Raw genomic sequence first — 23634 nt, 5'->3', positions numbered from 1 at the left:
CCCGACGGGCGGGCCCGGGGGCGCGGGGCTCGCGCAGCACGGGCCGTCCGCCGCCGTCGCGGGGCCCGGGAACCGGCTCCCGGGCGTCAGGGGTTGAGCGGGCGGGATCGGACAGGCAGGCTGGGGAGGGGCGGGCCCCAACCTCGGCGGTGGGGAGCGCGGGCGGGGGCGAGCGTGGTTGGATGCGGTCGTAGCGTGGAACACCGACCCGGGACACCGGGCCCGGAACGCCGTCCGAGGCGGGACGGGCACGGTGGCACGGGACTTGAGCGGACGACGACGGCAGGGACGAACGTGAGGATCTTCCACCGGGCACGGCACCGGCCGTCCGCCACCTGGCGGCAGACGACCGACCGGGCCTTCACGCTGATCGGCGACGGCCGCTACGAGGACGCCGGCGCGCTGCTGGTGATGGCCGCCGACCTGGAGCCGTGGCTCTCCGACTCCTGGTTCAACCTCGCCCTGCTGCACAAGTTCCGCCGGGACTGGGAGCAGGCCCGCTCGGCCGGCCTGCGCGCCGTCGCCCTGCTGGACCGCGAGCACGGCGCCCCGGACTGGTGGAACCTCGGCATCACCGCCACCGCCCTCCAGGACTGGCCGCTGGCCCGCCGCGCCTGGCAGGCGTACGGGCTGAAGCTGCCCGGCGGCCCCGGCGGGCAGCCGGACGGCCCGGTCAGCCTGGACCTCGGCACCACCCCGGTGCGGCTCTCCCCGGACGGCGAGTCCGAGGTGGTCTGGGGCCGCCGGCTGGACCCGGCCCGGATCGAGGTGCTGTCCATCCCGCTGCCCTCCTCCGGCCGCCGCTGGGGCGAGGTGGTGCTGCACGACGGCGCCCCGCACGGCGAGCGGGTCACCGACGGCGTCGCCTACCCGGTGTTCGACGAGATCGAGCTGTGGGCGCCCTCCCCGGTGCCGACCTACGTGGTGCTGCTCCAGGCCGCCACCGCCGGGGACCGGGACGCGCTGGAACGGCTGGTCGCCGACGCCGGCTACGCCGCCGAGGACTGGACCTCCTCGGTGCGGCTGCTGTGCCGCGCCTGCTCGGAGAGCCGGATGGCCTCGGACGACGGCGTCGCCGCCCACCACGACCCGCACGACGACGGCGACGCCGCCCACCCCGGCCACCTCAGCCACCTCAGCCAGGGCGGCGCGGCCGGGATGTCCTGGTTGGTCGAGCGCGAGTGCGGGATCGCCGCCCCGGCCCACCTCGTGCGCACCCTGCTGGACCGCTGGGTCGCGGCGGCCCCGGGAAGTCGGGCTTACCGGGATCTCGAAGAAGTGTGCTGAGTACCCTGGTGAGGTAACGCGTAGACCTACGGAAGCGGAAGACATGGCGGAGCAGGCCGAGCAGCACGAGCACGAGCACGACGTGGAGGGGACGGCGCCCGAGACGCCCGTGAAGGTGATCGGTGAGGAGCCCGACCTCAGCAAGGGCACCGCGCGCCCGATCACCGTCGTCGGCAACCCGGTGCTGCACCGGGAGGTCAAGGACGTCACCGCCTTCGACGGCGAGCTGTCCGCACTGATCGACGACATGTTCCAGTCCATGTACGCCGCCGAGGGCGTCGGCCTCGCCGCCAACCAGATCGGCGTCGACCTCAAGGTCTTCGTCTACGACTGCCCGGACGACGAGGGCGTGCGCCACATCGGCCACGTGATCAACCCCGTGCTGGAGGAGTACCCGGCCGACCGCCGCCGCGTCCTCGACGACGGCAACGAGGGCTGCCTCTCCGTCCCCACCGCCTACGCCGAGCTGGCCCGCCCGGACTACGCCGCGGTCACCGGCGTCGACAAGGACGGCAAGCCGATACGCGTCGAGGGCACCGGCTTCTTCGCCCGCTGCCTCCAGCACGAGACCGACCACCTCTACGGCACCCTCTACATCGACAAGCTGTCGAAGCGGGACCGCAAGGACGCCCTGCGGCAGATGGCCGAGGGCACCCCGAAGTACGCGACCGTGCCGAACGCGTAAGGATCGAAACCGAGTTGGCAGGGCCGGTGCGGAAGTTCCGTACCGGCCCTGTGCGTTGTCCGCTCCGGCACGGAACAGCCGTGCCGGACGCGGGGATCAGGAACGGCCGGTGGCCGCCGGTTCCGTGTCGAAGGCCCGGAAGAGCGAGAGGTCGGGGGTGCGGCCGCGGATGGCGGTCCAGGCCTCGTGGAAGTCGCGCCGCACCCGGGACGGCGGCCAGGGGGTGGGCCGCAGCTCCGGGGGGAGGAGCGGGTCGCGCTCCAGGGCGTGGGTGAATGCCTCGGCCAGGCGCAGCGCGGTCGCGACCAGTTCGACGGGGCCGCGGTCGGGGCCGAGGGGCTCCTCGGCGAGCGCTTCGGCGAGCGGCTGGTAGGCCTCGACCGTCTCGGCCGAGGGCCAGAGGTGCTCCGCGGTGGCGGTGGGACCGGTGAAGCCCGGGCCGGTCAGACGGGTGGCCTCCGCCGTGATCAGGTAGGCGCCGACGGTCCGCGCGGAGGCCTCGACGGCGAGTTCGTCGAGGAGGTCGTGGGGGCTGACGTAGGCGCCGGGCGCGAGCGGGACGGCGCCGAGCCGGGTCAGCGCGGTGCGCAGGGCGTCGCGTTCCGACCGGTGCCGTTCGGGGACGGAGAAGGTGTAGAGGCGCCAGAGTCCGTCCCAGGGGACGAGACCGGCGTCCTGGGCGTAGGCGAGCGCGACGAACCGGACGTCGGTGTCCGAGCGGAGCCTGCCCGCGTCGGTCAGGACGAGACGGCCCTTGCGGCCCCGCCCCTCCTGGCGCAGGATGCCGGCCGCCTCCAGCCGGCGGACGGCCAGCCGGACCGGCTGGTCCGAGAGGCCGACCGCCGCGGCGACGTCGTAGACGTAGTCGAGTGCGGCCGTGCCCTGCGGGTCGAAGCAGGCCTCGACGACCGTTCGCGGTGCGGCTTTGTATGCGGACACGGGAGACCTCGGTTCTCGATCACGTGCCCCTGCGCGGGGCCGTCCGGTCAATCTGCCACACGGGAGCTCAGGCGCCTTCCCAGGGATAGCCGTGGCGGCGGAAGGCCGAGGCGATGGCCGCCTTCCCGCCTTCGACGTCGTCGTCGAAGAGGACGCGTCCGAGCGGTGACTCGATCCGCACCTTGCCGCCGTGGCGGAAGACGCCGCCGACCTGGTCGCGGGCGATCACCCGGCTGTCGTCGCCCTCGACGATGGTGATGCTCTCGTCCGAGATGCGCAGCGTGGCGGCGTGGTAGGTGACGAACATCCCGATCAGGAGCCCGACGGCGGCGAGCACCAGCGGCCGGCCGACCACCATGGCCGGGGAGGTGAACGAGCCCAGGAAACGGACGGTGTCCGCGTAGGGGATCGGGTGCCTGGCGGCGAACTGGAGCAGCCACGGGACGGCGAAGCCGAGGCCGGCGCCGACCGTGCCGCAGAAGACCCAGACGGCCACCTTGGTGTCGAGGGGCATCCGGAGCTCGGTCGTGGCGGACTGGGCGCCGGTTTCTTTCATCATGAATACGACCGTAGCAGGTTCGATATATTTTGGCGATCGAGGAGAGGCCGGCTCCCTTGTCGGAGGTCGGGCCTAGGGTGGCCGGCAAGATCATCGGGTGGTGGGGGTGCGGCGGTGAGCTGGTGGAACAGGAAGCCCGGCGAGGAGCGTTGCTCACCAGCGTCCTGATCACGGGCCCCGAGGTGGCCGAGGACCCGTACGGCTCCGAGCCGGTCGTCCGGTGGCGCGACGTCCGCGAGCTGGACGCGAACCCCGGGGCCTGGCCGGTGGCGGCTGACAGCGACCGGCCCCGCTGGGACTGGACACCCGCCGAGGGGGTGGGCCCGCTGCGGTTCGGGATGAGCCCACCCCAGGTGGCGGCCGTGTTGGACGGCGAATCGCCGGCCGCGCGCAGAGGACTCCACGCCTGGGCTTGGCAGGGGGTCGGACCGTGGTCCCTGGAAGAGGACCACTTCGACCGTGCCGGGGTGACCGCCCACTACTGGGGCCGTGAAGGCATTCCCACGCTGTCCGCCGTGACCGTGCACGGGCGCACCGGCCCCCAGGTGGAATTCGAGGGCATCCGTCTGACCGGCAGGGCGGTATCCGACGTCGACGCGGCCCTGGAGCAGATCGCCGCGGATCGCGGGACGCTCCTGAGGTTCACCCCTCGCGGAGACGGCGGGGTGGAGGGGACCAACATCTGGGTCGGGGCCGTCAGGGCCGGAGACACCGTGGTCAGCGAGGCCACCTTCTACACGCCGGACTGGGAGGGCGACTTCTGACGCCGTGCTGGTCCGTCCGCCGCGGCTGGGCAGGGGACGTCGGTCCAGATGCGGTTGGGGCACACGATCACGTAGTGGCCGGACCATCGGCTGTCGGAGACCCATCGGGACCACACCACGTCGGAGTGATCGGCCAGTTGGTCGAGCGCGTGCTGTCGGCGGGTGGAGAGCGGGAGCCAGGGGTCTCCGCCGGGCGCGTGCTCCGCGTAGCGTTGTACGAGCCAGTCGGCCGCATCGGCCGGTGTTGACCAGGTGCTCCGGACCTGGGCGGCGGGCCGCAGCAGCCACCAGCCTGTCATCAGAGGTGGCAGGTCGGAGTGGCCGAATTGTGCGCGGTCGATCGGTCGGCGCTCGGATTCCTTCGCCAGAAGCCGGCCGTCGCCGGCCCATTCGTAACCGTGGAAGTGCAACTGTGCTGCTCCTCGGTGTGGTTGGTGCCCCGGCCGCCCGCACGGAATTGCGGACGGCCGGGGTGGTTCGGGAGGTGTCAGGCGCGCAGGCCGAACCGAGCCGGGTCGATCCCGGCGTTGGTCAGCTCCTCGGCGGTGAAGAGCAGGGGCTCGCGGTCGGGACGCTTGCTGTCGCCGAGGGCGAAGACACCGTGCTGCACCAGCCCGAGGGTCACGCACGACTCGCCGTCGTCGCCCCCGCCCTGGTTGCCGCCGCACGCGCGGTTGAACTCGACTCGGGAGAGGTCGAGTTCGTACAGGTTGTGATCGGTCATCGTCTGCACCTTTCGGTATCGCTTCGGGGCGGCATGGAACGGCCCCGCCCCGCCCAGGACCTGGGCGGAAGAATGAGGGGAAGAGGTCGGCCCGGCAGCGCCGGAGGCCGATGCGGTGGTGAGCCGGCCGGCAGGCAAAGGTCCAACGCCCAGGTGGTCCCACCGAACCCGTGCGCGAGAAGTCGGACCGGCCGACTTCCCGCGTCGTGAGGCCCAGACGGATCTGGTGGCTGATGGGTCTTGTTCGACTTGTTCGGCGGCGTGACGGCTCTGCGCGCCACGGCCTTGGCCTCCTCGCCGGAAGCCTGTCGAAGCTTCCACAGCTCTGCCCCGAGTTCGGTAGCCCCCGCCCGGCGTGAATGCCGTTCGGGGGCGGGGGAGTTCAGGGCTGGTCGATGGTGGCGATGGTGATCGGGTGGGCGGTCCAGTCGGTCATCTCGCCGACGTAGAGGGTGGTGCTCCAGGTGTCGTTACGGCTGAGGCAGCGGGCGACGCCCTCGCCGCCGCCGGGTCCGATGCAGATCCGGATGAAGTCCCGGTGGGCCTCACGGATGGGGAGTTCGCGCACCCGCTCCCAGAGGACGGGGAGGGCGTGGTCGACGCTGGGGAAGTCGGTGGGGCGCATGATGCCGGCGATCCCGGCCCGGACGGCGCTCACGCGGCGCCCGCCTCGGGGGAGATGTGGCACCAGACGACCTTCCCGATCCCGCCCTCGCGCGGGCAGCAGCCCCACTGGGTGGCCAACTCCTGCACGAGGAACAGGCCTCGGCCGGTCTCGGAGGAGGTGGAGATGGGGCGGGGCGCGGGCTTCTCGCCGTCGGCGTCGTGCACCTCGATGCGGAGGGTGTCGTCCGGGGAGAGCTGGAAGCGGACGAGGATGTGCCGGTCGCGCGGGGCGCGGCAGTGCTGGATGGCGTTGGTGACCAGCTCGCTGACCAGCAACTCGCCGGTGGGGAGGAGGAGTTCGCCCGAGGGGTGGGGGAGGAGGAAGTCGTGGAGCTTCCGGCGGGCGGTTCGGGCGGACTTTCGGTGCCGGGTGAGCCGGCAGGTCTGCTCGATGGGGGAGGGGAAGACGGCTTCAGGCATGGCGGGGCCACCTCCGGTGGTGCGGGGTGAAGACAGCTGAAGAAGGCATGGGGATGCCCGGTGGTGAGCCCCACCGAAGTAACGCTGTGTGGCGGTACTCACTACGCCAGGTAGCATGCACCTGGATTGGTGCAACCTGCAAGCGAAACAACTGCAACGATGCAGATGTGGTTACGCTGGATTGACGAACCGTCACAAGGCACACTGTGGCCGTTAGGTGAGAGGACTTGCGCATGGCTGATGAATCGAAGCCGACTGTCCGCGCCCGGCGACTCGGCTCGGAACTTCGCCGCCTTCGCGAAGTTGCGGGCAAGGGGACGGAGGACGCGGCTCAGGCCCTCGCTTGTTCCCGCGCCAAGATCAGCCGCATAGAGACCGGGGTTTCGGGCGTTCGTCGGCTGGACCTCGGGATCCTGCTGGATCTGTACGGGGTGGGCGTCAGGGAGCGTGAAGCTCTGGAGAAGTTGTCGCGGGAGAGCAAGAAGCGCGGCTGGTGGCACGACTACGGCGACACCATCCCATCGGCGTATGTCGATGTTCTCGGGTTGGAAGATGATGCTCGCTACATCCGCATGTGGCAGACCATGGTTGTGCCGGGCTTGTTGCAGACGAAGCGCTACGCTCGCGCCCTACTTGAAGCCAACCCTGCTGCCGTCCGACCAGAGCGCATCGACCAGCTGGTCGAGATCCGTATGGAGCGGAAGGAAGTTCTCGCGAAGCCGGATCCGGCCCGATTCTGGGCGATCATCTGGGAGCCTGCGCTCAGGTGTCCGGTGGGAGGGGTGGAGGTTCACAAGGAGCAGTTGGAACATCTCGCGGAGATGGCGCAGCTCCCCAACGTCACCTTGCAAGTGGTGCCGCTGGAGGTCGGTGCTACTGCCGGCGCATGTGGAGCCTTCGTGATGTACGGCTTCTCTGACTCGCCTACTCCCGGAGCGGTCTTCCTGGAAACCCTGACAAGCAGCCATTATCTGGAGCAGCAAGGCGAACTGGATGGCTATGGGTTGGTCTTCGAATACTTGCGATCGGCCGCTCTGAACCCCAAGGAGTCGCTGGATATGATCGCGGCCATCGCGGCGGCGACATGACGATGAGATCAGAAGGGGTGTGAGCGCGTGACTGTGCCGGACAGTGCCACTCAGGGGTGGCGCAAGAGCAGCTATAGCGCCCAGGCGAACGAGTGCGTGGAGACCCGGCTGTTGATGGTGGGCGGGATGGCTGTTCGGGACTCGAAGGACTCAAGTGGGCCAGCTCTGGCGTTCACTGCCGATGCCTGGGCCGCGTTCGTTCGGGGCGTGAAGGCCGGAGAACTCTCGGATAGGTAGATACGTCTCGATCGCTTGAATGTGGCTGGGCTAGCGTCACTGGTCTGTGGAGGCGAGACGTGATCGCGGTGGGTCTCGGAGGCATCGTGTGGCGTAAGTCGTCGTACTCGGGCGCGCAGAGCGATTGCGTAGAAGTGGCCGAGGTCGTAGCCGTCCCTGAAGGTGAGTGGCGCAAGAGCAGTTACAGCGGGCAGGGCGGGAACTGTCTTGAGGCCCAGACCCGGTCGGCGGCAATGGCGGTCCGGGACTCGAAGGAGCCGGGTGGGCCGGCGCTGGTCTTCGCGGCCGATGCTTGGGCGTCCTTCCTCGCCGGGGTCAAGTCCGGGGAGTTTCCGACCGACTGAAACAACAGTGGTGCCCCGCACGGGCTGCGGCCGTGCGGGGCACCACTGTCGTATCCGACCTCTTAGAAGTCGTCGTCGAAGGCGACCGAGCCCTCGACGGCCACCTGGTACGCCGACACGCGACGCTCGAAGAAGTTGGTCAGCTCCTGGACGTTCTGGAGCTCCATGAAGCCGAACGGGTTGGCCGAGCCGTACCGGATCGGCAGGCCCAGGCGGGCCAGGCGCTGGTCGGCCACAGCCTGGAGGTACTCGCGCATCGAGGCGGTGTTCATGCCGGGCAGGCCGTCACCGCACAGGTCCTGGGCGAACTGGAGCTCGGCCTCGACGGCCTCCTCCAGCATCTCCGTGACCTGCTTGGCCATCTCGTCGTCGAAGAGGTCGGGCTCCTCCTCGCGCACGGTGTCGACGACCGACATCGCGAAGTCCATGTGCATGGACTCGTCGCGGAACACCCAGTTGGTGCCGGTGGCCAGGCCGTGCAGCAGACCGCGCGACCGGAACCAGTACACGTACGCGAACGCGCCGTAGAAGAACAGGCCTTCGACACACGCCGCGAAGCAGATCAGGTTCAGGAGGAAAGCGCGGCGGTCCTCCTTCGTCTGCAGCGAGTCGATGTGGTCGACCGCGTTCATGTACTTGAAGCAGAACTGGGCCTTCTGGCGGATGGAGGGGATGTTCTCCACCGCGGCGAAGGCCGCGTTGCGGTCCTCCGGGTCGGGCAGGTAGGTGTCCAGCAGCGTCAGGTAGAACTGGACGTGCACGGCCTCCTCGAACAGCTGCCGGCTCAGGTACAGCCGCGCCTCCGGGGAGTTGATGTGCTTGTAGAGGCTCAGCACCACGTTGTTGGAGACGATCGAGTCACCCGTGGCGAAGAACGCGACCAGCCGGCCGATCAGGTGGCGCTCGCCCTCACTGAGCTTCGCCAGGTCGGCGACGTCGGAGTGCAGGTCCACCTCCTCGACGGTCCAGGTGTTCTTGATCGCGTCGCGGTACCGGTCGTAGAACGACGGGTAGCGCATCGGGCGCAGGGTCAGCTCGAAGCCGGGGTCGAGCAGCATCTTGCGGTCTTCAGGGGTGCTCACTGGCAGGCCTCGCAGGACTCGGGGTTCTCCAGGGAGCAGGCGATGGCGGCTTCCTGCTCCGGGGTGAGGGAGGGGGTGTTCACGGGCACCGGCGCGGCGGCGCGGGCGGCACCCGGCGCGGCCTGGGCGATGCGGGTGGCCGGGCGCGAACGCAGGTAGTAGGTGGTCTTCAGACCGACCTTCCACGCGTAGGCGTACATCGAGCTGAGCTTGCCGATGGTCGGCGCCGCCATGAACAGGTTCAGGGACTGGCTCTGGTCCAGGTACGGCATGCGGGCGGCGGCCAGGTCGATCAGCGCGCGCTGCGGCAGCTCCCAGGCCGTCCGGTACAGCGAACGCACCTCGGCCGGCAGCCAGTTCAGCTCCTGGACCGAGCCGTTGGCGTCGCGCAGCGCGTCGCGGGTCTGCTGGTCCCAGACGCCGAGCTCCTTGAGCTCGCGCACCAGGTACGGGTTGACCTGGAGGAACTCGCCGGACAGCGTCTCGCGCTTGAACAGGTTGGACACCTGCGGCTCGATGCACTCGTACACGCCGGCGATGGACGCGATGGTCGCGGTCGGCGCGATGGCCAGCAGCAGCGAGTTGCGCAGGCCGGTCTCGGCGATCCGGGCGCGCAGCGCCGTCCAGCGGTCGGCCCACTGCGGGGCGGCCGTCGGGAAGTGGTCGATGTGCAGCTCGCCGCGGGCGGCGCGGGTCTCGCCGTACGCCTCGTGGCGGCCGAGCTGCTCGGCCAGGTCGGCGGAGCGCTCGTACGCGGTGAGCATGATGCGCTCGGCGATCAGCGTGGACAGCTGCTTCGCCTCGGCGGAGTCGAAGTCGAGCCGCAGCTTGAAGAAGACGTCCTGGAGGCCCATCACGCCCAGGCCGACCGGCCGCCAGCGGGAGTTGGACGTCCCGGCCTCGGTGGTCGGGTAGAAGTTGATGTCCACCACGCGGTCGAGGAAGGTGACGGCGGTGCGCACGGTGGCGTCCAGCCGCTCCCAGTCCATGGCGCCGAGCAGGTCGTCGGCGCAGGCCCCGGCGGCCACGTGGGCGCCGAGGTTGACCGAGCCCAGGTTGCAGACGGCGGTCTCGGAGTCGTCCGTGACCTCCAGGATCTCCGTGCACAGGTTGGAGGAGTGCACGGTGCGGCCCGGCAGAGCGGTCTGGTTGGCGGCGCGGTTGGAGGCGTCCTTGAAGGTCATCCAGCCGTTGCCGGTCTGCGCGAGGGTGCGCATCATGCGGGCGTACAGGGTCTGCGCCGGGATGGTGCGGACGGCCTTGCCGGCCAGCTCGGCCTTGCGGTACGCCTCGTCGAAGTCGGCGCCCCACAGGTCGACCAGCTCCGGCACGTCGGCCGGGGAGAACAGCGACCAGTCCTCGTTGGCGTTGACCCGGCGCATGAACTCGTCCGGGATCCAGTGCGCCAGGTTGAGGTTGTGGGTGCGGCGCGCCTCCTCGCCGGTGTTGTCGCGGAGCTCCAGGAACTCCTCGATGTCGGCGTGCCAGGTCTCCAGGTAGACGCACGCCGCGCCCTTGCGGCGGCCGCCCTGGTTGACGGCGGCGACGGAGGAGTCGAGGGTGCGCAGGAACGGCACGATGCCGTTGGACTTGCCGTTGGTGCCGCGGATCAGGCTGCCGCGCGAGCGGATGCGCGAGTAGGACAGGCCGATGCCGCCGGCGTGCTTGGACAGCCGGGCGATCTGCGCGTAGCGGTTGTAGATCGAGTCCAGGTTGTCCAGCGGGGAGTCGAGCAGGTAGCAGCTCGACATCTGCGGGTGGCGGGTGCCGGAGTTGAAGAGCGTCGGCGAGGAGGTCAGGTACTCCAGGCGGCTCATCAGGCCGTACAGCTCGGCCACCTCGCGCACCGACTGCTCGCTGTCGCCGACCGCCAGGCCACAGGCGACGCGGAGCAGGAAGTGCTGCGGGGTCTCGATCACCTTGCGGGTGATCGGGTGGCGCAGCAGGTAGCGGGACTGCACGGTGCGCAGGCCGAAGTACTCGAAGCGGTCGTCGCCCGCGGCGTCGATCAGCCCGTTAAGGGCGGCGGCGTGCTTGGCGACGAAGGCCGCGGTGGTGTCGCCGATCAGGCCCTCGGCGTGGCCGACGGCGATCGAGGCGGAGAAGGACACCGAGCCCTGGCTGGTCGCCTCGTCGACGATCTCCAGCGCGAGCAGGCGGGCGGCCAGCTTCGAGTACTGGGGGTCCTCGGCGATCATCGACGCGGCGGCGTCCACGGCCAGCCCGCGCAGCTCGGCGAAGTCCGAGCCGGCGTGGCGGCCGCGCAGCGCGGCGGCGGCGACATGGCCGGGGTCCACCTCGGTGAGGTCGGTGCTGCGGTCGGTGAGCAGCCGCAGCAGGGCGCCGCCGGGGTCGGAGACCGTCGGGTCGGTGAAGGCGGTACCGGAGCCCTGGGCGGGCAGGGTGGCTGAGGCGGCGATGGTCAAGGCGCTCTCTCCTGGCGGCGATCGGCGGCGGTGATCGGGGGTACCGGGCCGATCTGGGCAGGGGAGCACGGCGCGAACGCAGACGGCGTCGCGCGACGGTTACTCCCCGGCCCGCCCGCGAGGCCCGGAGGGGTACTGCTGGTGCCGGCGCGGCCTCTGCGGGAGGGCCGTGGCGCACGCTGTCCGGCAGGTAATCGGACTCGCGGGACGGCTGCTGGAGCCGCCCGCACACCGCTGCGGGGCAGTCCCGGATTCGCACCGGGTTCCCCTGCATCGACAGCAGGAGTGAGCATACATGTAGTGCCGCCAGACTGCGGCGGCACCATATGTTGTGCCTGTCGTGTCGCAGATGTGCGTGGGCCGGGCGGCCGGTCAGTGCTTGAGATAGACCTTGTACGTACTCGAATCGCCGGTCGGCGACGTGAACTGGGCGACCAGCCGGTAGTGCCCGGCGGCGGTCAGGGCCTCGCTCAGGGCCCGGTCGGTGGCCCTCGGCGCGGTGCTGTCGAGGACGACCATCGTGAACCAGCCGTCCCGGATCGCGGCCGCGCTGCCGTCGTCGCCGTGATGCTGGACCCCGGCCCCGTCGCGGTACTCCGTGCCGGTGCGCGCGGAGACCCACTGCTCGGGCTTGGAGACGCTGCCGAGGTAGTACTCGGCGAGTCCGTCGACCTCGGTGAGGTAGCGGCCCTGGGGCTGCGTGTGGGCCCGCAGGACGGCCAGCAGACGGCCGGAGTCGGGCCCGTTCTGGTAGCGCAGGGCGGACTGCTCCAGGCCGAGGGCGAGCAGGGCGACCCACACCAGGATGCCGAGCTGGGGATGGCGGAAGTGGGCACCGACCAGCCGGGTCAGGCCGACCCCGGCGAGCGGGGCGGCGAGCAGCATGCCGTAGCCGAGGTGGCGGAACAGCGCGCCGGAGGTGCCGGTCCACAGGTGGGCGGCGGGGATCAGCAGGGCGGTGACGGTCAGGGTGGCCCCGAGCAGGGCGCGCCGGCTCCGGGAGGTGGGGACGGCGTCCTTCTCCGGCGCGTCGTGCTCGTTCATCTGCTCGCGGCGCGCGTAGGCGATGGTGCCGGCCACCGCGAGGACGGTGAACAGACCGGCCCACTGGAGCGTGCCGAGCAGGATCGAGCCGGCAGAGCCGGGGGCGTTGCCGTGCGAGGGCGACCACCCGGCGACCTTGCCCAGGGTGCCGAACGGGAGCAGCAGGACGAGGGTGCCGAGGGCCGCCAGCAGCGCGCGCACGGCGGCCGGCCCGGCCCGGTGGTACGGCCGGGCGCAGGCGAAGGCGAGGGCGACCAGCGCGGGGACGGCGAAGGCCGCGGAGTAGGCCACGGCGCAGGCCAGTGCCGTGGGTGGGGCGGCGAGCAGGGCCAGGGCCGGGTGGCGGCGGGCGGTGAACACCGTGGTCCAGGCCGCGAGGGCGACCAGTAGTACGGCGAGGGACTCGGGCGCGGCGTAGAAGCCGACCACGACGGTGGACTGGAGGACGGCGTACACGGCTATGGCGCAGATGGCGACCCGCTCGTTGAACAGCCGCCTGGTCAGCGAGTACAGCAGCACCGTGGTGAGCAGCGCGAAGCCGAGGCTGAGCAGCCGGGTGCCCCAGATGCCGTTGGCGTCGGCGGCGGCGCCGGCCAGCGGCGGGTAGAGCCAGGGCGAGCCGTGCACCCGGTCGACGAGGTCGGTGGTGACCGGGGTGCCGTGCAGCAGGTGGGCCAGCTGCTGGCGCCCGGAGACCATGGCGGCGGCCTCGTCGGGGTGCGCGGCGGCCAGCAGGCGCAGCGAGAGCGCGGCCTGGACGGTCAGGACGGCGCCCAGCAGGCCGCGGGCGATCCAGCGGCGGCGGGGGCTGGGGCCCGGGTCCCAGCCGATCGCGGGGACCCGCGGGATGGTGTACGGGGCCAGCTCGACGCCGTCGGGGTTGTCCACCGCCACGGCCGTGCGGGGCCCGGCGGGGTCGGGGTCCGGTTCGGCGGTCGGACCGTGGGCGGGGCGGTCCTGGGCGGAGCGGCCGTGCGGGACGGGAGGGAAGTCGGATTCAGTGCTCATCAGGGGTTCCGGATGTCGAAGCCGTAACGGGGGTCGGACACGCGCTGCTTGAACGCGGCGAGGGTGTCCGGGACGGCCTCGACCCGCCAGTCCGCCCGCTTGACGATGTTGAACCAGACGAAGCCGACGATGTCGTCGTGCGCCTCCAGCCCGGAGAACAGCTGGTCGATGTCCGCGTGCTGGCGCTTGCCCTGCTCGGAGGCGGTCTCGCTGATGAAGAAGGGCTTGTTGGAGAAGGTGCGGATCTCGGCCATGGTCGGCCCGTAGAGGGCGTCGAAGGTCTTCGGCCCGGTGCGGGTGAAGTAGCCGGTCATGCCGGCCCAGTCGACGTAGGTGTCGCCGGGGTAGTACGGCGCCAGGCGGGTGTTGGGTGCGGGGTCGGTGATGTTGGGACTCCAGACCCAGATCACGTTGGTGGCGCCGGCCTGGTCGAAGAGGTCGTGGACGTGGCGCCAGGCGGCCACGAAGTCCTGGGGGGTGGCGGCCTGACGGCCCCACGGGTACCAGTCGCCGTTCATCTCGTGGGCGATGCTGATGGCGATCGGCAGGTTGAGCTTGGCGACGGCCTTGGCGACGCCGCGCACGTAGTCGTCGGTGTCGCCGGCCGCGATCGAGGCGAGCGAGCGGTCGTGCGGCTCCCAGGCCATGAAGGGCAGTGCCCCGGCCTCGTGGATCCGGCGCACGCCGGCGGTGTCGAAGCCGCCCTTCCAGTGGGCGTAGTACTCCAGGACGTTGGGCTGCTTGCCGATCGCGGAACTGTAGCCGGGCAGCGCGTCCATCGTGGCGGGGACGTCGGGCAGGGCGGCGCCGAGGTACTTGTGGCTCGGCTTGAGCAGCGGCGTGACGTCGTACGGGACGCCGGACGGCAGGGCCTTGGGCTGGGCGGGCACCGCCGGTGCGGCGCCGCCGGGGGTCGCGCCGGGAGCGGTGGGGGCGGCCTGGGCCAGGTCCTTCTGCATCGCGAAGCCGGGATCCTCGGGGCCGCACGCGGTGACGAGCAGCAGGCCGGCGGCGGTCAGCAGCGGGAGCGCCAGCCGGCGATGGAGCCGGCCGGCCCGCCGGAGGTGGGCGGTCATGGCGATCACTCTGCTTCCGTGGGGCGCGGCTGGACGAGGACCCGGCCCACGATGGTGGCGTAGAAGAGGCCGGAGGCGAGGACGAGGGCGAAGTTCAGCGGTCCCATGGTGAGCATCCGCCAGATGCTCAGCAGCACCCAGAGCAGGGCCGTTCCGCCGCCCCAGGCGATGACGCCGATCCAGAACCGACGGGTCTTGTTCCTCTTGGCGCCGCTGGAGCCGGTCGGCTGCCAGGCCATCCGGTTGCGGCGCACGATGTCCCAGATGGCGAAGACGTGCGCCCAGCCGTACATCATGCGGGCGGCCCAGGCCTCCAGCCGGTAGGGGTTGCGGTGCCAGAGCGGGAAGATGATCGTCGCGTAGAGCAGGCCGGGCAGCACCAGCGCGGTGTTCTCCCAGCGGATCAGGTCGGGGCGGGCGAGCAGCAGGACGATCGGTATGAGGGGTGAGACGACGGTGAACAGCGCCGTGTGGATGTAGTAGAAGAAGCCGGACAGGTAGCAGGCCCGGGTGACCGGCCGCAGTTTGGTCTGCCAGAACTTCTTGCTGCCGAGCAGGCTCATCGAGCCGGTGCACCAGCGGTACTGCTGGTTGAAGAAGCCGCCCACGTTGTCCGGGCAGACGCCGGTGGCCAGCGCGACGGGAATGTACTGGAGGTCCCAGCCGAGGCGGCGCAGGTCGAAGCCGGTGTGCACGTCCTCGGAGTGGCCGATCAGCGTGGTGCCGCCGTTCTCCTCCAGTGCCGCGCGCCGGTAGATCGCGCAACTGCCCACGCAGATGGCGCCGTCGTTGCGCTGCCGGGAGACCTGGACGGTCCGGTAGAACAGCTCCTGGACGGCCCCGGCGCCGCGCTCGATCCAGTTCTGCGAGTCGAGGATGCGGAAGAACTGCGGGGACTGGACGATGCCGAGGCGCGGGTTGGCCTCCATGTAGGGGAGCATCTCGTTCAGCAGGTCCGGTCGGGGCGCGAAGTCGGCGTCCAGGATGAGGACGTAGTCGCTGTCGGAGTTGCGGAAGCCGAACTGGAGGTTGCCGGCCTTCTTGAACCAGCCGAGCCTGTCGCGGGTGCCGTACACGAACTCGAAGTCGACGGCCATCTGCGCGAGCTGCGGGCTGTTGCTGTCGTCGAGGACGTACGGGGTGACCTCGCCCGGGTACTGGTCGCGCAGCCGGGCGACGTGCGTCCAGGTGTTGTGCAGCACCTCGATCGGCTCGCCGGCGACGGGCAGGAAGATGTCGACGGTCGGATAGCGCTCGGGCTGCCAGGACTTGACCAGGGCCCGGTGGGCGGAGAGGTCGAAGGTCTCGTTGAAGCCGTGCACCCAACGGGAGATCAGGTAGTAGACGATGGTGAAGGCGAGCGGCGGTACGAAGAAGAGGAACCACGGCGTCGCGCTCAGCAGCCCGATCTCGCTGGCCACCATGCAGGCGAAGCTGATGAGGGAGAAGCAGGTCAGCACCCACAGGTTGGTGCGGGCGTAGAGGTACTTCTCGGTGTTGTCCGGGGGTTGGGGGAGCAGGCCCCACCGGTTGCGGGCGGCCGGGTCGCGCCGGCTGCGGCGTCGTGAGACCGGCGGTTGACCGCCTCCCGCGAGTCGCGCGCTCTCGGTGACAGTCACGTGCTCTACTCCCCCGAAGCCGTACTGAGTCTGAACCGTCCCCGCCCGGCGGCCGTTGTCGCTCGGGCACCAGGGGACGCCAGGATCGTACGGGACCGATCGCACGGAGTTCGCTCCCCCCTCTTCCGTCAGCCACCAGGAACCGATATCGAGTTCCGATCGTGATGTGAACGAGGGTGCGGCCGGAGCGCTTGTGTACGGTTGTCCGCTCGACGGGCGAGGACGGTTCGGGGAAGAGTGATGATCATCGAGGACGGCACGGCCGGGCGCTTGGCGCGGGGCCTGCGGGCGGTCACCGCGTTCGGTGCGGTCGCCGCGATGCTGGCCGGGTGCAGCGGCGAGGTCGGGGCGGTGGAGCCGCCGGCCGCCACGACGGTGGCGTCCGGGCCGGGTCTCTGCTCGACCGCGCAGGAGCCGTTCCCCAAGCTGGCGTTGGACGGCGGCGCCAAGGTCCTCGAACCGAACCCGTGGAACACCGCCGGCACCGTCTGTGTGGACCCGGTCGGGGACAGCGGGTTCACGCTGTCCCGGACCGACGACTTCGTTCCGAAGAACCCGCTCGCCCCGGGCGCCTACCCCAACGTCTCCACGGCCCCGGGCGCGAGCGGACTGCCGGTGCCGGTCAGCGCACTCGGCGACGCCACCGCCGACTGGGACGCCAACGGCCGGGTGAGCGGCTCCTTCAACCTCTCCTTCGACCTCTGGTACGGCTCCAGCCCGGACAACTGCCTCCCGGGGGAGAGCGCCGAGGTGATGATCTGGCTGGACGCCACCGACAACGTGCGGCCCGCCGGTGACAAGGTGGCGGACGCCCTGCCCTTCGGCGACGCCGGCTACCACGTCTACCAGGCGCCGATCACCGGCCCGCACAGCGTGATCAGCTACGTCCGCACGGCACCCACCCACACCACCCGCGGCCTCAACCTGCGGTTGTTCACCGCCGACGCGATGGCCCGCGGGTACGTCCCCAAGGGCTCCTACCTGTGCCGGGTGCAGGCGGGCTTCGAGGTCTGGAGCGGCGGGACCGGCCTGCGCAGCAACTCCTTCGCCTTCCACAACCGGGTCGGCCTGCCGGCCGGCGAGGTCCCGGCGGGCGCTCCGGGGATCTGCCTGCGGCACGGCGGCGGCGGGATCGCCGGGACGCCGGTGACCGTCGGATCCTGCGGCGACCAGGCCGTCTCGACCGGGTGGACGGTGGGCAACGACGGTTCGCTGCGCGGCGGAGCAGCCTGCCTGGCGCCGGCCGCCGACCGCTCCTCGGTGACGCTGGCCGAGTGCACCGGCGGCCCTGCGCAGCGCTGGGTCACCGCCCCCGGGCAGCGGTTGAAGCACCAGGACACCGGGCTGTGCCTGGGCACCGCGGGCGGGGCGCTCGCGGACGGTACGGCGGTGCTCCTGAGGCCGTGCGCGGACACCGTCTCGCAGCGCTGGAAGCTGCCGTACAACGGAACTGCGTGAGTCGGCGTCGCGCGCGGGAAACCGCAGCCGCATTGACGTTTCGTCCGCGCACCCCCCATGGGCGTGGCGGGGTGGATGCCCTAGCATTCGGGCCATGAGCGATCGACCGGTACCGAGTGGCGAGCCGGGCCAGCCCCCCACGCCACCGCAGCAGGCACCGGCCGGGGGGGCCGCTCCGGCCACCGGTGTGCCACCGCAGTCCCCGAGCGGAGCCTTCGGCCCCGCGTCCGGCTACGGGCCTTCGCCCGCTGCGCCCGTGCAGCCCCAGCAGATGACGCCGTATCCGGCCGCGCAGCCGGTGCCGCCGGTGCCGCATCCGGGCGGGGGACCCGCCCCGCTGGTGCCGGGGCCGGTGCAGCCGGCTCCGGTGGCGCCGCAGCAGGCACAGCCCGTCCAGCCGCACCCCGTACAGCCGCAGCCGGTTCCGCCGCAGGCGCCGATGCCGCAGCCCGGCCCGCCCGTCGGTCAGCAGCCCTTCCCGCCGGGCGCGCAGCCGGCCCAGCCCGTGGCGCACTGGCAGCAGCAGGGCGGCTTCCAGCCGCCGGTTCCGCCGGCCGGCACGCCGGTCTCCCAGTCCGCCACACCGGACTGGGAGGCGTTGGCCGAGCAGAACGAGCAGTCCGCCAAGCGCGGCCGCCGGCGCAAGCTGATCGGCGTGGTGACCGCCGTGGTCGTGGTGGCCGCCGCCGGTGGCGGTGGGTACTGGTACTACCAGCACGGCCAGGAGAAGAAGCCGGTGGCCCAGGGCACCGGCCAGCCGAGCCCGACGGTCTCCGGTCCGTCCAGTACGACGAGCGCGCCGCCGGTCAAGGGCATCGACAGCCCGCCGACCGTCGGCTCGCTGCCCGCCAAGAAGGGCTCGGCCGCGCTCAACCTGGGCGCCGACGCCAAGCAGGGGACGATGACCGGCTTCTCCGGGCAGGTCCTCAAACTGCCCAGCGGCCAGGACTCGTTCGCCTCGACGTCCACCCCGGTCGTCGACGTGAGCAAGAGCTTCACCGTCTCCGCGCGGGTGCTGGTCGACGTGCCCAACGGCAACCGCAGCGCGGTCAGCCAGGGCGACGGCCAGTACTACTCGTACTCGCTGGGCCGGGCCAACAACAACGGGCACGACCAGTGGTACTTCAAGGTCCAGGTGCCGGGCGGCGGTTCGGCGGTCGCCTGGTCCAAGGGCGATGCCACGGTCAACCAGTGGGTGCTGCTGACCGGCGTGTACGACGACCCGTCCGGTCAGATCACCCTGTACGTCAACGGCGCTCCGCAGTCCTCGGCCAAGTCGGCCGGGGTGCCGCCGAGCGGCGGCAACACCCTTCAGGTCGGCCGGCTGAGCTCCAACTCGCAGTGGGCCGACCCTTGGCACGGCGCAGTCGCCGACATCCAGGTGTGGGACCAGGTGCTGCCCGAGGCCGACGTCGTCAAGATCGTGGCCGGTCCGAGCTCGCCTCCGTCCGTCGCGCCGACCGGTGCCTGGCTCGGCGGCTGAGCCCGTCGGGGCGGGTTCCGCGGGCCGGTGAGGACGACCCGCAGGACCCGCCGCAGGGCCGACCGGCCCTCGTGAACGTCCGGCCGCCGCCCCCGGCAGTGTGGGGCGGCGGCCGAAGCGCGCCCCGGGGCGTGGGCTCCAGGGCCCGTCCGGATGCGAAGTCCCAGATGAGGAGCAGTACTGATGAGCGCGGACGGCCGCTGGATCCGGCCCGAGTCCACCCGCAAGCCCGTCCTCGGCGGGGCCAGGCCGGCTGGAGTGGCCCTCGGCGAGCGCGACCGGGCGGCCACCGGGACGGCGCAGGTCTACCCGGCGGCCGACCGGCGCCGCCGCAAGCCCGGGCCGCCCGGGGTGCCGCACCCGGCCCGGCCGGCGTTGCGGGCCGACTGGCTGCCGCTGCTGGCCGTGCTGCTGATCCAGGGGGCGCTCTCGTACCACCTGATCCTCAGCAACACCGCCTTCATCGACGAGGGCACCTACATCTACGCGGGCTACCAGGAGATCGCGCACCTGCGGCACGGCACCCCGGTGTCGACGTACGAGACCTTCTTCTCCGGCTCCCCGCTGATCTACCCGGTGGTGGTGGCCGTCGCGGACTTCCTCGGCGGGCTGAACGGCGCCCGGCTGCTGAGCCTGGCGTTCATGCTCTCCGCCACCGTCGCCGTCCACCTGGCCACCCGGCGGCTGCACGGCTCGCTCGCGGCGTTCTGCGCGGCGGCGGCCTTCGTCGCGCTCGGCCCCACCCAGTTCCTCGGCGGCCTGGCCACCTACGACGCGATGGCGCTGGCGATCCTCGCCTGGTCCGGGTACTTCGCGGTGCGGCTGACCACCGGCGGCGGCTACCCGAGCCTGGTCGCCTCCGGGATGCTGCTGGCCCTGGCCGGCGCCACCAAGTACGCCGCGCTGCTGTGGGTGCCGGTGGTGGCGGGCATCGCGGTGCTGGCCGGGCCGCGCGGGTCGCTGCGCCTCTGGGAGGCCTGGCGGCGCGGGCTGCTGGTGCTGCTGACCTTCGTGGTGGCGGTCGGTGCGGCGGCGCTGGCGGCCGGCGAGAAGTACGTCAACGGCTTCAACCACACCACGCTCAAGCGCGCCCCGGGCCACGACTCGTACTCCTACGTCGCTTCGGAGGCCGCCCGCTGGGTCGGCCCGCTGCTGGTGGTCGCGCTGGCCGGGGTGCTGGTGCAGCTGCTGCGGGCGCGGCGGCGCGGTGGTGCGGCCTGGCCCGAGTTCTGGCTGGCGCTGCTCCTGCTGCTGGCCGGACTGATGGCGCCGGTGAACCAGATCCGCATCCACACCTGGCTGTCCCTGCAGAAGCACGTCGACTTCGGCGCCTGGTTCTCCTGCATCGTGGTGGGCCTGGTCCTGGCCCGTACGGTGCTCTGGCTGAAGGGCCGGCTGCACCTGGCGGCCGGGGTGGCGGCCGCCGCCCTGGTGGTCGGTCCGCTCGCCTGGGTGGGTTCGGCCCAGGGCCGGGAGATGTACGGAGAGTGGTCGAACTCGAAGGAGTTCGTGGCCGCCCTGGAGCCGTACATCGTCAAGGGCGAGGACCGGTACCTGGTCGAGAACTACAACGTCCCCGCGTACTACCTGCGCAAGCAGACCAACTGGCAGCAGTGGCACGACCTGGTGGCCGTCTTCCGCCGGGACCCGGCCACCGGCGAGATGCAGAACGGGGTGCCCGCGATCCAGGCCGGCATCCAGGCCCACGAGTGGAAGGTCGTGGTCCTGGACTTCACCCAGACCGGGGCCATCGACAAGGCGATCCAGCCCACCCTGAAGGCCGCCGGGTACCGGGTGGTCACCGTGGTGACGAGCGGGAAACACGGCCGGTACACCGTCTACGTGGCGCCCGGGTACGACAAGAGGCCGTGACGGGCGTTCAGGACGGGCCGTCCGCTCGGAACGCCATCGTGTAGACCATCAGATCCATCCCCGGGTAGGGGGACCAGTCGCGCTCGGGGGTGCGCCGGAAGCCGACGCGTTCGTAGAGCCGGTGGGCGGCGGTCATCTCCGGGCGGGTGGAGAAGGCCATGCCGGCCAGGTCGAGTTCGCGGCTGCGGGTGACGGTGGCGCGGACCAGGGCCTCGCCGACGCCGCGGCCTCGGGAGGCGGCGGCGGTGGCGAGCATCCGGATCTCGCCCTCCCCCGGGGAGGCTATGTCCGCCCACTCGGTGCCGCCGACCGCGAAGGTCACGCAGCCGAGGACCCCGGCTCCGGCCGCGTCGACGGCGACGAGGAGCTCGGCCTCCCGGGCCCGCCGGCCGGCGTCGCGCAGCAGCTCGACGTAGCTGCTCGTGGGCTCGGTGTAGCCGTCGCCGACGAAGGTCTCGACGGTGATCCGGCCGGCGCAGGCGAGGTCCTCCGGGAGGGCCTGGCGGATGAGGAAGTCCATCGGGCCAGTGTGCCGGAGCGCTCCGTGGGACGGTTCTCCGGGGTCGAACGGGCCGGGAGGGCGGCCCGGTCGGCGCCGGGGCGAGGGGAGGCGGCGGGAGGGGTGCCGTACAGCCGCTCGGGGCGGGCCGGGTCTGCGGGGTAGCCGCCCGGGCGGTGGTAGTTGTCGCGGCCGGCCGCCGGGCCGCGGGAGGCTTCGCGGCCGATCAGGACGCCGAGCAGGCCGAAGCCGCCGACGGCTGCGGCCAGGGCGAGTGCGCCGGAGAGGGTGTCGCTGTCCATGGGCACCACTGTGGCCGGGCGGCGCGGCGGCCACGAGTGGCAGGAACGACCGATTGCCTCGAAATCCTGCCAGCCGGCGCCTTCCGCGGCGGCGGGCAGCGGGGGCATCCTGGACGGCATGCTGAAGAGTGACGGCATGCTGGAGAACGTGGTCGCGGTGGTGCTGGAGGAGATCCACCCCTTCGAACTGGGCGTGGCCTGCGAGGTGTTCGGCCTGGACCGCACCGCCGACGGACTGCCCGGGTACGACTTCGCGATCGCCGGGGCCCGCCCGGGGCCGCACGCGACCCACTCCGGCTTCGCGGTGGACGTCCCGTACGGCCCCGAGCGGCTGGCCGGGGCCGACCTCGCCGTGGTCACCGCGGCGGGCATCCGCCGCACCTACCCGGAGCCGCTGCTGGAGGCGCTGCGCGGGGTGGTCGAGGCCGGCGGCCGGGTGCTGTCCATCTGCAGCGGCGCCTTCGTGCTGGGCGCCGCCGGGCTGCTGGACGGCCGCCGCGCCGCGACCCACTGGCGGCACAGCGAGGCGCTGGCCGCGCGTTTCCCGCTGACCACGGTCGAGCCGGACGTGCTCTACGTGGACGACGACCCGGTGATCACCTCCGCCGGGACGGCGGCCGGAATCGACGCCTGCCTGCACCTGGTGCGCAAGGTGCAGGGCGCCGAGGTGGCCCGGGATATCGCCCGCCGGATGGTGGTGGCGCCGCACCGGGAGGGCGGGCAGGCCCAGTTCGTGAACCGCCCGCTGCCCGAGGCCACGGGCGAATCGCTGGCCCCGCTGCTGGACTGGATGCGCCACCACCTGGCCGAGGAGGCCAGCGTCGAGCAGCTCGCCGGCCGGGCGCACATGTCGCCGCGCACCTTCGCCCGCCGCTTCCAGCAGGAGACCGGCACCACCCCGCACCGCTGGCTGGTCGGCCAGCGGGTGCTGCTCGCCCAGCGGCTGCTGGAGTCCACCACCGAGTCGGTGGACGCGATCGCCGCCCGCTGCGGCTTCGGCAACGCGGCTGCCCTGCGGCACCACTTCGGCCGTCGGCTGGGCACCACGCCGCTGGCCTACCGGCGCTGCTTCGCCGGCCCGGACCCGGCCTGCGAACCGACCATACCCTGACGGACCGTCAGTCCTCCTTGGCCGCCAGGTGCTCGACCCCGTTCCAGGCGTCCGGCCGCAGCCGTCCCTCCTGGGCCCGCCAGAGGCTGGTGGAGCAGTTGTGTACCGGCCCGAGCGCGGTGAGCTGCTCCTCGGTGAGCCGGTCCAGCGCGTAGCGGAGCATCAGCACCGTGCAGTCGTGCGCGACCAGCAGGACGGGTCGTCCGGCCTCCTCCTCGCAGAGGTCCCGCAGCAGGCTGCGCACCCGCAGTGCGACGTCGGCCCAGGACTCGCCGCCCGGCGGTCGGTAGTACAGCTCGCCCATCTTGCGCCGCCGGGCCGCCTCCTCCGGGTGCTTGGCCTCGATCGCGGCCTTCGGCAGCATCTCCAGGACGCCGAGTTCGCGGTCGCGCAGCCGCTCGTCGTAGCGGACGGCCAGGGTGACGGGGACGACGCCGAGCCCGGCGGCCTGGGCGAGTGCGATCCGGGCGGTCTCGGCGGTGCGTACGTACGGTGAGCACCAGACGCTGCGCGGGCGGTCGGCGCTGGGCAGGCCGGCCCACCAGTGGCCGAGTGCCTGGGCCTGCCGGCGGCCGTGCAGCGACAGCGGGATGTCGGCGTCGCGGCAGCTGATCGGGACGCTGAGCGCTCCGGCGGCCTCGGCCAGCTGGAACTCGACGTTGGCGGTGGACTCCCCGTGCCGGGTGGCGATCAGCACGGACGGCAGCCGGCCGGCCGCCGCCGGGCGGTGGGCGGTGCCGTGCTGGCCCTGCGCGGTGACGTGGTGGTGCTGGCTCTGGGTGGACTGGTGCTGGCCGTTGAGGGTGGTACCGAGTTCTGCCATGGCCGCGAGCTCCCCGTGGTCGATCAGGTCCCGGCCGGATGCCGGTCCGGTCTGGTGGTGCCCGGCGTACACGCCTGTTCATACATATGATCGCGCCGCCTTCTCCAGTGTTCACGGA

23 protein-coding genes and 1 riboswitch are annotated in these 23634 nt (G+C 71.8%); of the genes, 10 read left to right on the top strand and 13 right to left on the bottom strand.

The window, feature by feature from the left end:
- Nucleotides 1-294: 294 nt before the first annotated feature.
- Entirely contained in the window at nucleotides 295-1287 is a 993-nt protein-coding gene (locus ACFU7Y_RS14730) for a hypothetical protein (protein WP_224279740.1), read from the top strand.
- Nucleotides 1288-1330: 43 nt separating this feature from the next.
- Nucleotides 1331-1972 (top strand): peptide deformylase, encoded by a 642-nt coding sequence (def, locus tag ACFU7Y_RS14725; protein ID WP_380768110.1) that lies wholly within the window; start codon nucleotides 1331-1333, stop codon nucleotides 1970-1972.
- 96 nt (nucleotides 1973-2068) lie between these two features.
- On the opposite strand, the gene ACFU7Y_RS14720 is transcribed toward def, so the two are convergent.
- Together ACFU7Y_RS14720 and ACFU7Y_RS14715 are read right to left on the bottom strand one after the other, a co-directional pair.
- Nucleotides 2069-2911 carry a PaaX family transcriptional regulator C-terminal domain-containing protein gene (locus ACFU7Y_RS14720; RefSeq protein WP_224279744.1) on the bottom strand — a complete coding sequence of 281 codons (843 nt, stop codon included), beginning with the start codon at nucleotides 2909-2911 and terminating at the stop codon, nucleotides 2069-2071.
- Between the two features lie 67 nt (nucleotides 2912-2978).
- A complete protein-coding gene (locus ACFU7Y_RS14715) occupies nucleotides 2979-3470 on the bottom strand; it encodes a hypothetical protein (protein WP_380768108.1) in 492 nt (163 codons plus the stop codon).
- A gap of 77 nt (nucleotides 3471-3547) precedes the next feature.
- On the opposite strand from ACFU7Y_RS14715, the gene ACFU7Y_RS14710 reads away from it, so the two are divergent.
- Entirely contained in the window at nucleotides 3548-4234 is a 687-nt protein-coding gene (locus tag ACFU7Y_RS14710) for a hypothetical protein (RefSeq protein WP_380768107.1), read from the top strand.
- Here ACFU7Y_RS14710 and ACFU7Y_RS14705 read toward each other — a convergent pair.
- From ACFU7Y_RS14705 to ACFU7Y_RS14690, 4 genes are all read right to left on the bottom strand, one after another.
- Entirely contained in the window at nucleotides 4204-4644 is a 441-nt protein-coding gene (locus ACFU7Y_RS14705) for a hypothetical protein (protein ID WP_224279750.1), read from the bottom strand. The two genes, ACFU7Y_RS14710 and ACFU7Y_RS14705, sit on opposite strands and share 31 nt — an antisense overlap.
- A gap of 77 nt (nucleotides 4645-4721) precedes the next feature.
- On the bottom strand, nucleotides 4722-4958 hold the full coding sequence (locus ACFU7Y_RS14700; RefSeq protein ID WP_224279752.1) for a DUF397 domain-containing protein: 237 nt from the start codon (nucleotides 4956-4958) through the stop codon (nucleotides 4722-4724).
- A gap of 382 nt (nucleotides 4959-5340) precedes the next feature.
- Entirely contained in the window at nucleotides 5341-5616 is a 276-nt protein-coding gene (locus tag ACFU7Y_RS14695) for a hypothetical protein (RefSeq protein WP_224279754.1), read from the bottom strand.
- Nucleotides 5613-6044, bottom strand: a complete 432-nt coding sequence (locus ACFU7Y_RS14690) for an anti-sigma regulatory factor (protein ID WP_224279756.1) — start codon at nucleotides 6042-6044, stop codon at nucleotides 5613-5615. Before ACFU7Y_RS14690 ends, ACFU7Y_RS14695 begins: the two co-directional genes overlap by 4 nt.
- A 233-nt stretch (nucleotides 6045-6277) precedes the next feature.
- Between ACFU7Y_RS14690 and ACFU7Y_RS14685 the strand changes: the two genes are divergently transcribed.
- From ACFU7Y_RS14685 to ACFU7Y_RS14675, 3 genes are read left to right on the top strand one after another with little or no spacing between them, the layout of a single operon-like run.
- Entirely contained in the window at nucleotides 6278-7132 is an 855-nt protein-coding gene (locus ACFU7Y_RS14685; RefSeq protein ID WP_224279758.1) for a helix-turn-helix transcriptional regulator, read from the top strand.
- 27 nt (nucleotides 7133-7159) lie between these two features.
- Nucleotides 7160-7369, top strand: a complete 210-nt coding sequence (locus ACFU7Y_RS14680; protein WP_380768105.1) for a DUF397 domain-containing protein — start codon at nucleotides 7160-7162, stop codon at nucleotides 7367-7369.
- Nucleotides 7370-7428: 59 nt separating this feature from the next.
- Nucleotides 7429-7713, top strand: a complete 285-nt coding sequence (locus tag ACFU7Y_RS14675) for a DUF397 domain-containing protein (protein ID WP_224279760.1) — start codon at nucleotides 7429-7431, stop codon at nucleotides 7711-7713.
- Nucleotides 7714-7775: 62 nt separating this feature from the next.
- Here the strand turns inward: ACFU7Y_RS14675 and ACFU7Y_RS14670 are convergent, their stop codons facing one another.
- The 5 genes from ACFU7Y_RS14670 to ACFU7Y_RS14650 all read right to left on the bottom strand — a co-directional run bounded on the left by ACFU7Y_RS14670 (nucleotide 7776) and on the right by ACFU7Y_RS14650 (nucleotide 15773).
- Nucleotides 7776-8771 (bottom strand): ribonucleotide-diphosphate reductase subunit beta, encoded by a 996-nt coding sequence (locus ACFU7Y_RS14670; RefSeq protein WP_224279777.1) that lies wholly within the window; start codon nucleotides 8769-8771, stop codon nucleotides 7776-7778.
- A gap of 20 nt (nucleotides 8772-8791) precedes the next feature.
- Nucleotides 8792-11221: a ribonucleoside-diphosphate reductase subunit alpha gene (locus ACFU7Y_RS14665; RefSeq protein WP_374119962.1), complete on the bottom strand. Its 2430-nt coding sequence runs from the start codon at nucleotides 11219-11221 to the stop codon at nucleotides 8792-8794.
- 167 nt (nucleotides 11222-11388) lie between these two features.
- Nucleotides 11389-11547, bottom strand: a riboswitch (cobalamin riboswitch).
- A 46-nt stretch (nucleotides 11548-11593) separates the two neighbouring features.
- Entirely contained in the window at nucleotides 11594-13273 is a 1680-nt protein-coding gene (locus ACFU7Y_RS14660; protein ID WP_380768103.1) for a glycosyltransferase family 39 protein, read from the bottom strand.
- Entirely contained in the window at nucleotides 13273-14349 is a 1077-nt protein-coding gene (locus ACFU7Y_RS14655; RefSeq protein ID WP_380768101.1) for a glycoside hydrolase family 26 protein, read from the bottom strand. The genes ACFU7Y_RS14660 and ACFU7Y_RS14655 overlap by 1 nt, the downstream gene beginning before the upstream one ends.
- 5 nt (nucleotides 14350-14354) lie before the next feature.
- Nucleotides 14355-15773 (bottom strand): glycosyltransferase family 2 protein, encoded by a 1419-nt coding sequence (locus ACFU7Y_RS14650; RefSeq protein ID WP_224279780.1) that lies wholly within the window; start codon nucleotides 15771-15773, stop codon nucleotides 14355-14357.
- Between the two features lie 435 nt (nucleotides 15774-16208).
- On the opposite strand from ACFU7Y_RS14650, the gene ACFU7Y_RS14645 reads away from it, so the two are divergent.
- The 3 genes from ACFU7Y_RS14645 to ACFU7Y_RS14635 all read left to right on the top strand — a co-directional run bounded on the left by ACFU7Y_RS14645 (nucleotide 16209) and on the right by ACFU7Y_RS14635 (nucleotide 20781).
- A complete protein-coding gene (locus ACFU7Y_RS14645; RefSeq protein ID WP_224279765.1) occupies nucleotides 16209-17426 on the top strand; it encodes a ricin-type beta-trefoil lectin domain protein in 1218 nt (405 codons plus the stop codon).
- Nucleotides 17427-17697: 271 nt separating this feature from the next.
- Nucleotides 17698-18909, top strand: a complete 1212-nt coding sequence (locus tag ACFU7Y_RS14640; RefSeq protein WP_380768100.1) for a LamG domain-containing protein — start codon at nucleotides 17698-17700, stop codon at nucleotides 18907-18909.
- Nucleotides 18910-19092: 183 nt separating this feature from the next.
- Nucleotides 19093-20781 (top strand): ArnT family glycosyltransferase, encoded by a 1689-nt coding sequence (locus ACFU7Y_RS14635; RefSeq protein ID WP_380768098.1) that lies wholly within the window; start codon nucleotides 19093-19095, stop codon nucleotides 20779-20781.
- 7 nt (nucleotides 20782-20788) lie between these two features.
- Here ACFU7Y_RS14635 and ACFU7Y_RS14630 read toward each other — a convergent pair whose 3' ends face one another.
- Nucleotides 20789-21301, bottom strand: a complete 513-nt coding sequence (locus tag ACFU7Y_RS14630; protein WP_380768096.1) for a GNAT family N-acetyltransferase — start codon at nucleotides 21299-21301, stop codon at nucleotides 20789-20791.
- Between the two features lie 399 nt (nucleotides 21302-21700).
- Here ACFU7Y_RS14630 and ACFU7Y_RS14625 point away from each other — a divergent pair, with 399 nt between their 5' ends.
- Nucleotides 21701-22693: a helix-turn-helix domain-containing protein gene (locus ACFU7Y_RS14625; RefSeq protein WP_380768094.1), complete on the top strand. Its 993-nt coding sequence runs from the start codon at nucleotides 21701-21703 to the stop codon at nucleotides 22691-22693.
- 7 nt (nucleotides 22694-22700) lie between these two features.
- Here the strand turns inward: ACFU7Y_RS14625 and ACFU7Y_RS14620 are convergent, their stop codons facing one another.
- Nucleotides 22701-23516 (bottom strand): histidine phosphatase family protein, encoded by an 816-nt coding sequence (locus ACFU7Y_RS14620; RefSeq protein ID WP_224281898.1) that lies wholly within the window; start codon nucleotides 23514-23516, stop codon nucleotides 22701-22703.
- Nucleotides 23517-23634: the final 118 nt, after the last annotated feature.

The organism is Kitasatospora sp. NPDC057542 (genome assembly GCF_042801945.1).
Taxonomy (GTDB): domain Bacteria; phylum Actinomycetota; class Actinomycetes; order Streptomycetales; family Streptomycetaceae; genus Kitasatospora.
The sequence above is the reverse complement of the archived record's forward strand: the minus strand, read 5'-3'. Positions and strand labels throughout refer to the sequence as shown.

What these genes read in the sequence shown, in the direction of transcription:
- def (WP_380768110.1), top strand. Translation starts at nt 1,331, where the DNA reads ATGGCGGAGCAGGCCGAGCAGCACGAGCACGAGCACGACGTGGAGGGG.
- ACFU7Y_RS14715 (WP_380768108.1), bottom strand. Translation starts at nt 3,470, where the DNA reads ATGATGAAAGAAACCGGCGCCCAGTCCGCCACGACCGAGCTCCGGATG.
- ACFU7Y_RS14700 (WP_224279752.1), bottom strand. Translation starts at nt 4,958, where the DNA reads ATGACCGATCACAACCTGTACGAACTCGACCTCTCCCGAGTCGAGTTC.
- ACFU7Y_RS14690 (WP_224279756.1), bottom strand. Translation starts at nt 6,044, where the DNA reads ATGCCTGAAGCCGTCTTCCCCTCCCCCATCGAGCAGACCTGCCGGCTC.
- ACFU7Y_RS14685 (WP_224279758.1), top strand. Translation starts at nt 6,278, where the DNA reads ATGGCTGATGAATCGAAGCCGACTGTCCGCGCCCGGCGACTCGGCTCG.
- ACFU7Y_RS14670 (WP_224279777.1), bottom strand. Translation starts at nt 8,771, where the DNA reads ATGCTGCTCGACCCCGGCTTCGAGCTGACCCTGCGCCCGATGCGCTAC.
- ACFU7Y_RS14660 (WP_380768103.1), bottom strand. Translation starts at nt 13,273, where the DNA reads ATGAGCACTGAATCCGACTTCCCTCCCGTCCCGCACGGCCGCTCCGCC.
- ACFU7Y_RS14655 (WP_380768101.1), bottom strand. Translation starts at nt 14,349, where the DNA reads ATGACCGCCCACCTCCGGCGGGCCGGCCGGCTCCATCGCCGGCTGGCG.
- ACFU7Y_RS14650 (WP_224279780.1), bottom strand. Translation starts at nt 15,773, where the DNA reads ATGGTGGCCAGCGAGATCGGGCTGCTGAGCGCGACGCCGTGGTTCCTC.
- ACFU7Y_RS14645 (WP_224279765.1), top strand. Translation starts at nt 16,209, where the DNA reads ATGATCATCGAGGACGGCACGGCCGGGCGCTTGGCGCGGGGCCTGCGG.
- ACFU7Y_RS14640 (WP_380768100.1), top strand. Translation starts at nt 17,698, where the DNA reads ATGACGCCGTATCCGGCCGCGCAGCCGGTGCCGCCGGTGCCGCATCCG.
- ACFU7Y_RS14635 (WP_380768098.1), top strand. Translation starts at nt 19,093, where the DNA reads ATGAGCGCGGACGGCCGCTGGATCCGGCCCGAGTCCACCCGCAAGCCC.
- ACFU7Y_RS14630 (WP_380768096.1), bottom strand. Translation starts at nt 21,301, where the DNA reads ATGGACTTCCTCATCCGCCAGGCCCTCCCGGAGGACCTCGCCTGCGCC.
- ACFU7Y_RS14625 (WP_380768094.1), top strand. Translation starts at nt 21,701, where the DNA reads ATGCTGAAGAGTGACGGCATGCTGGAGAACGTGGTCGCGGTGGTGCTG.
- ACFU7Y_RS14620 (WP_224281898.1), bottom strand. Translation starts at nt 23,516, where the DNA reads ATGGCAGAACTCGGTACCACCCTCAACGGCCAGCACCAGTCCACCCAG.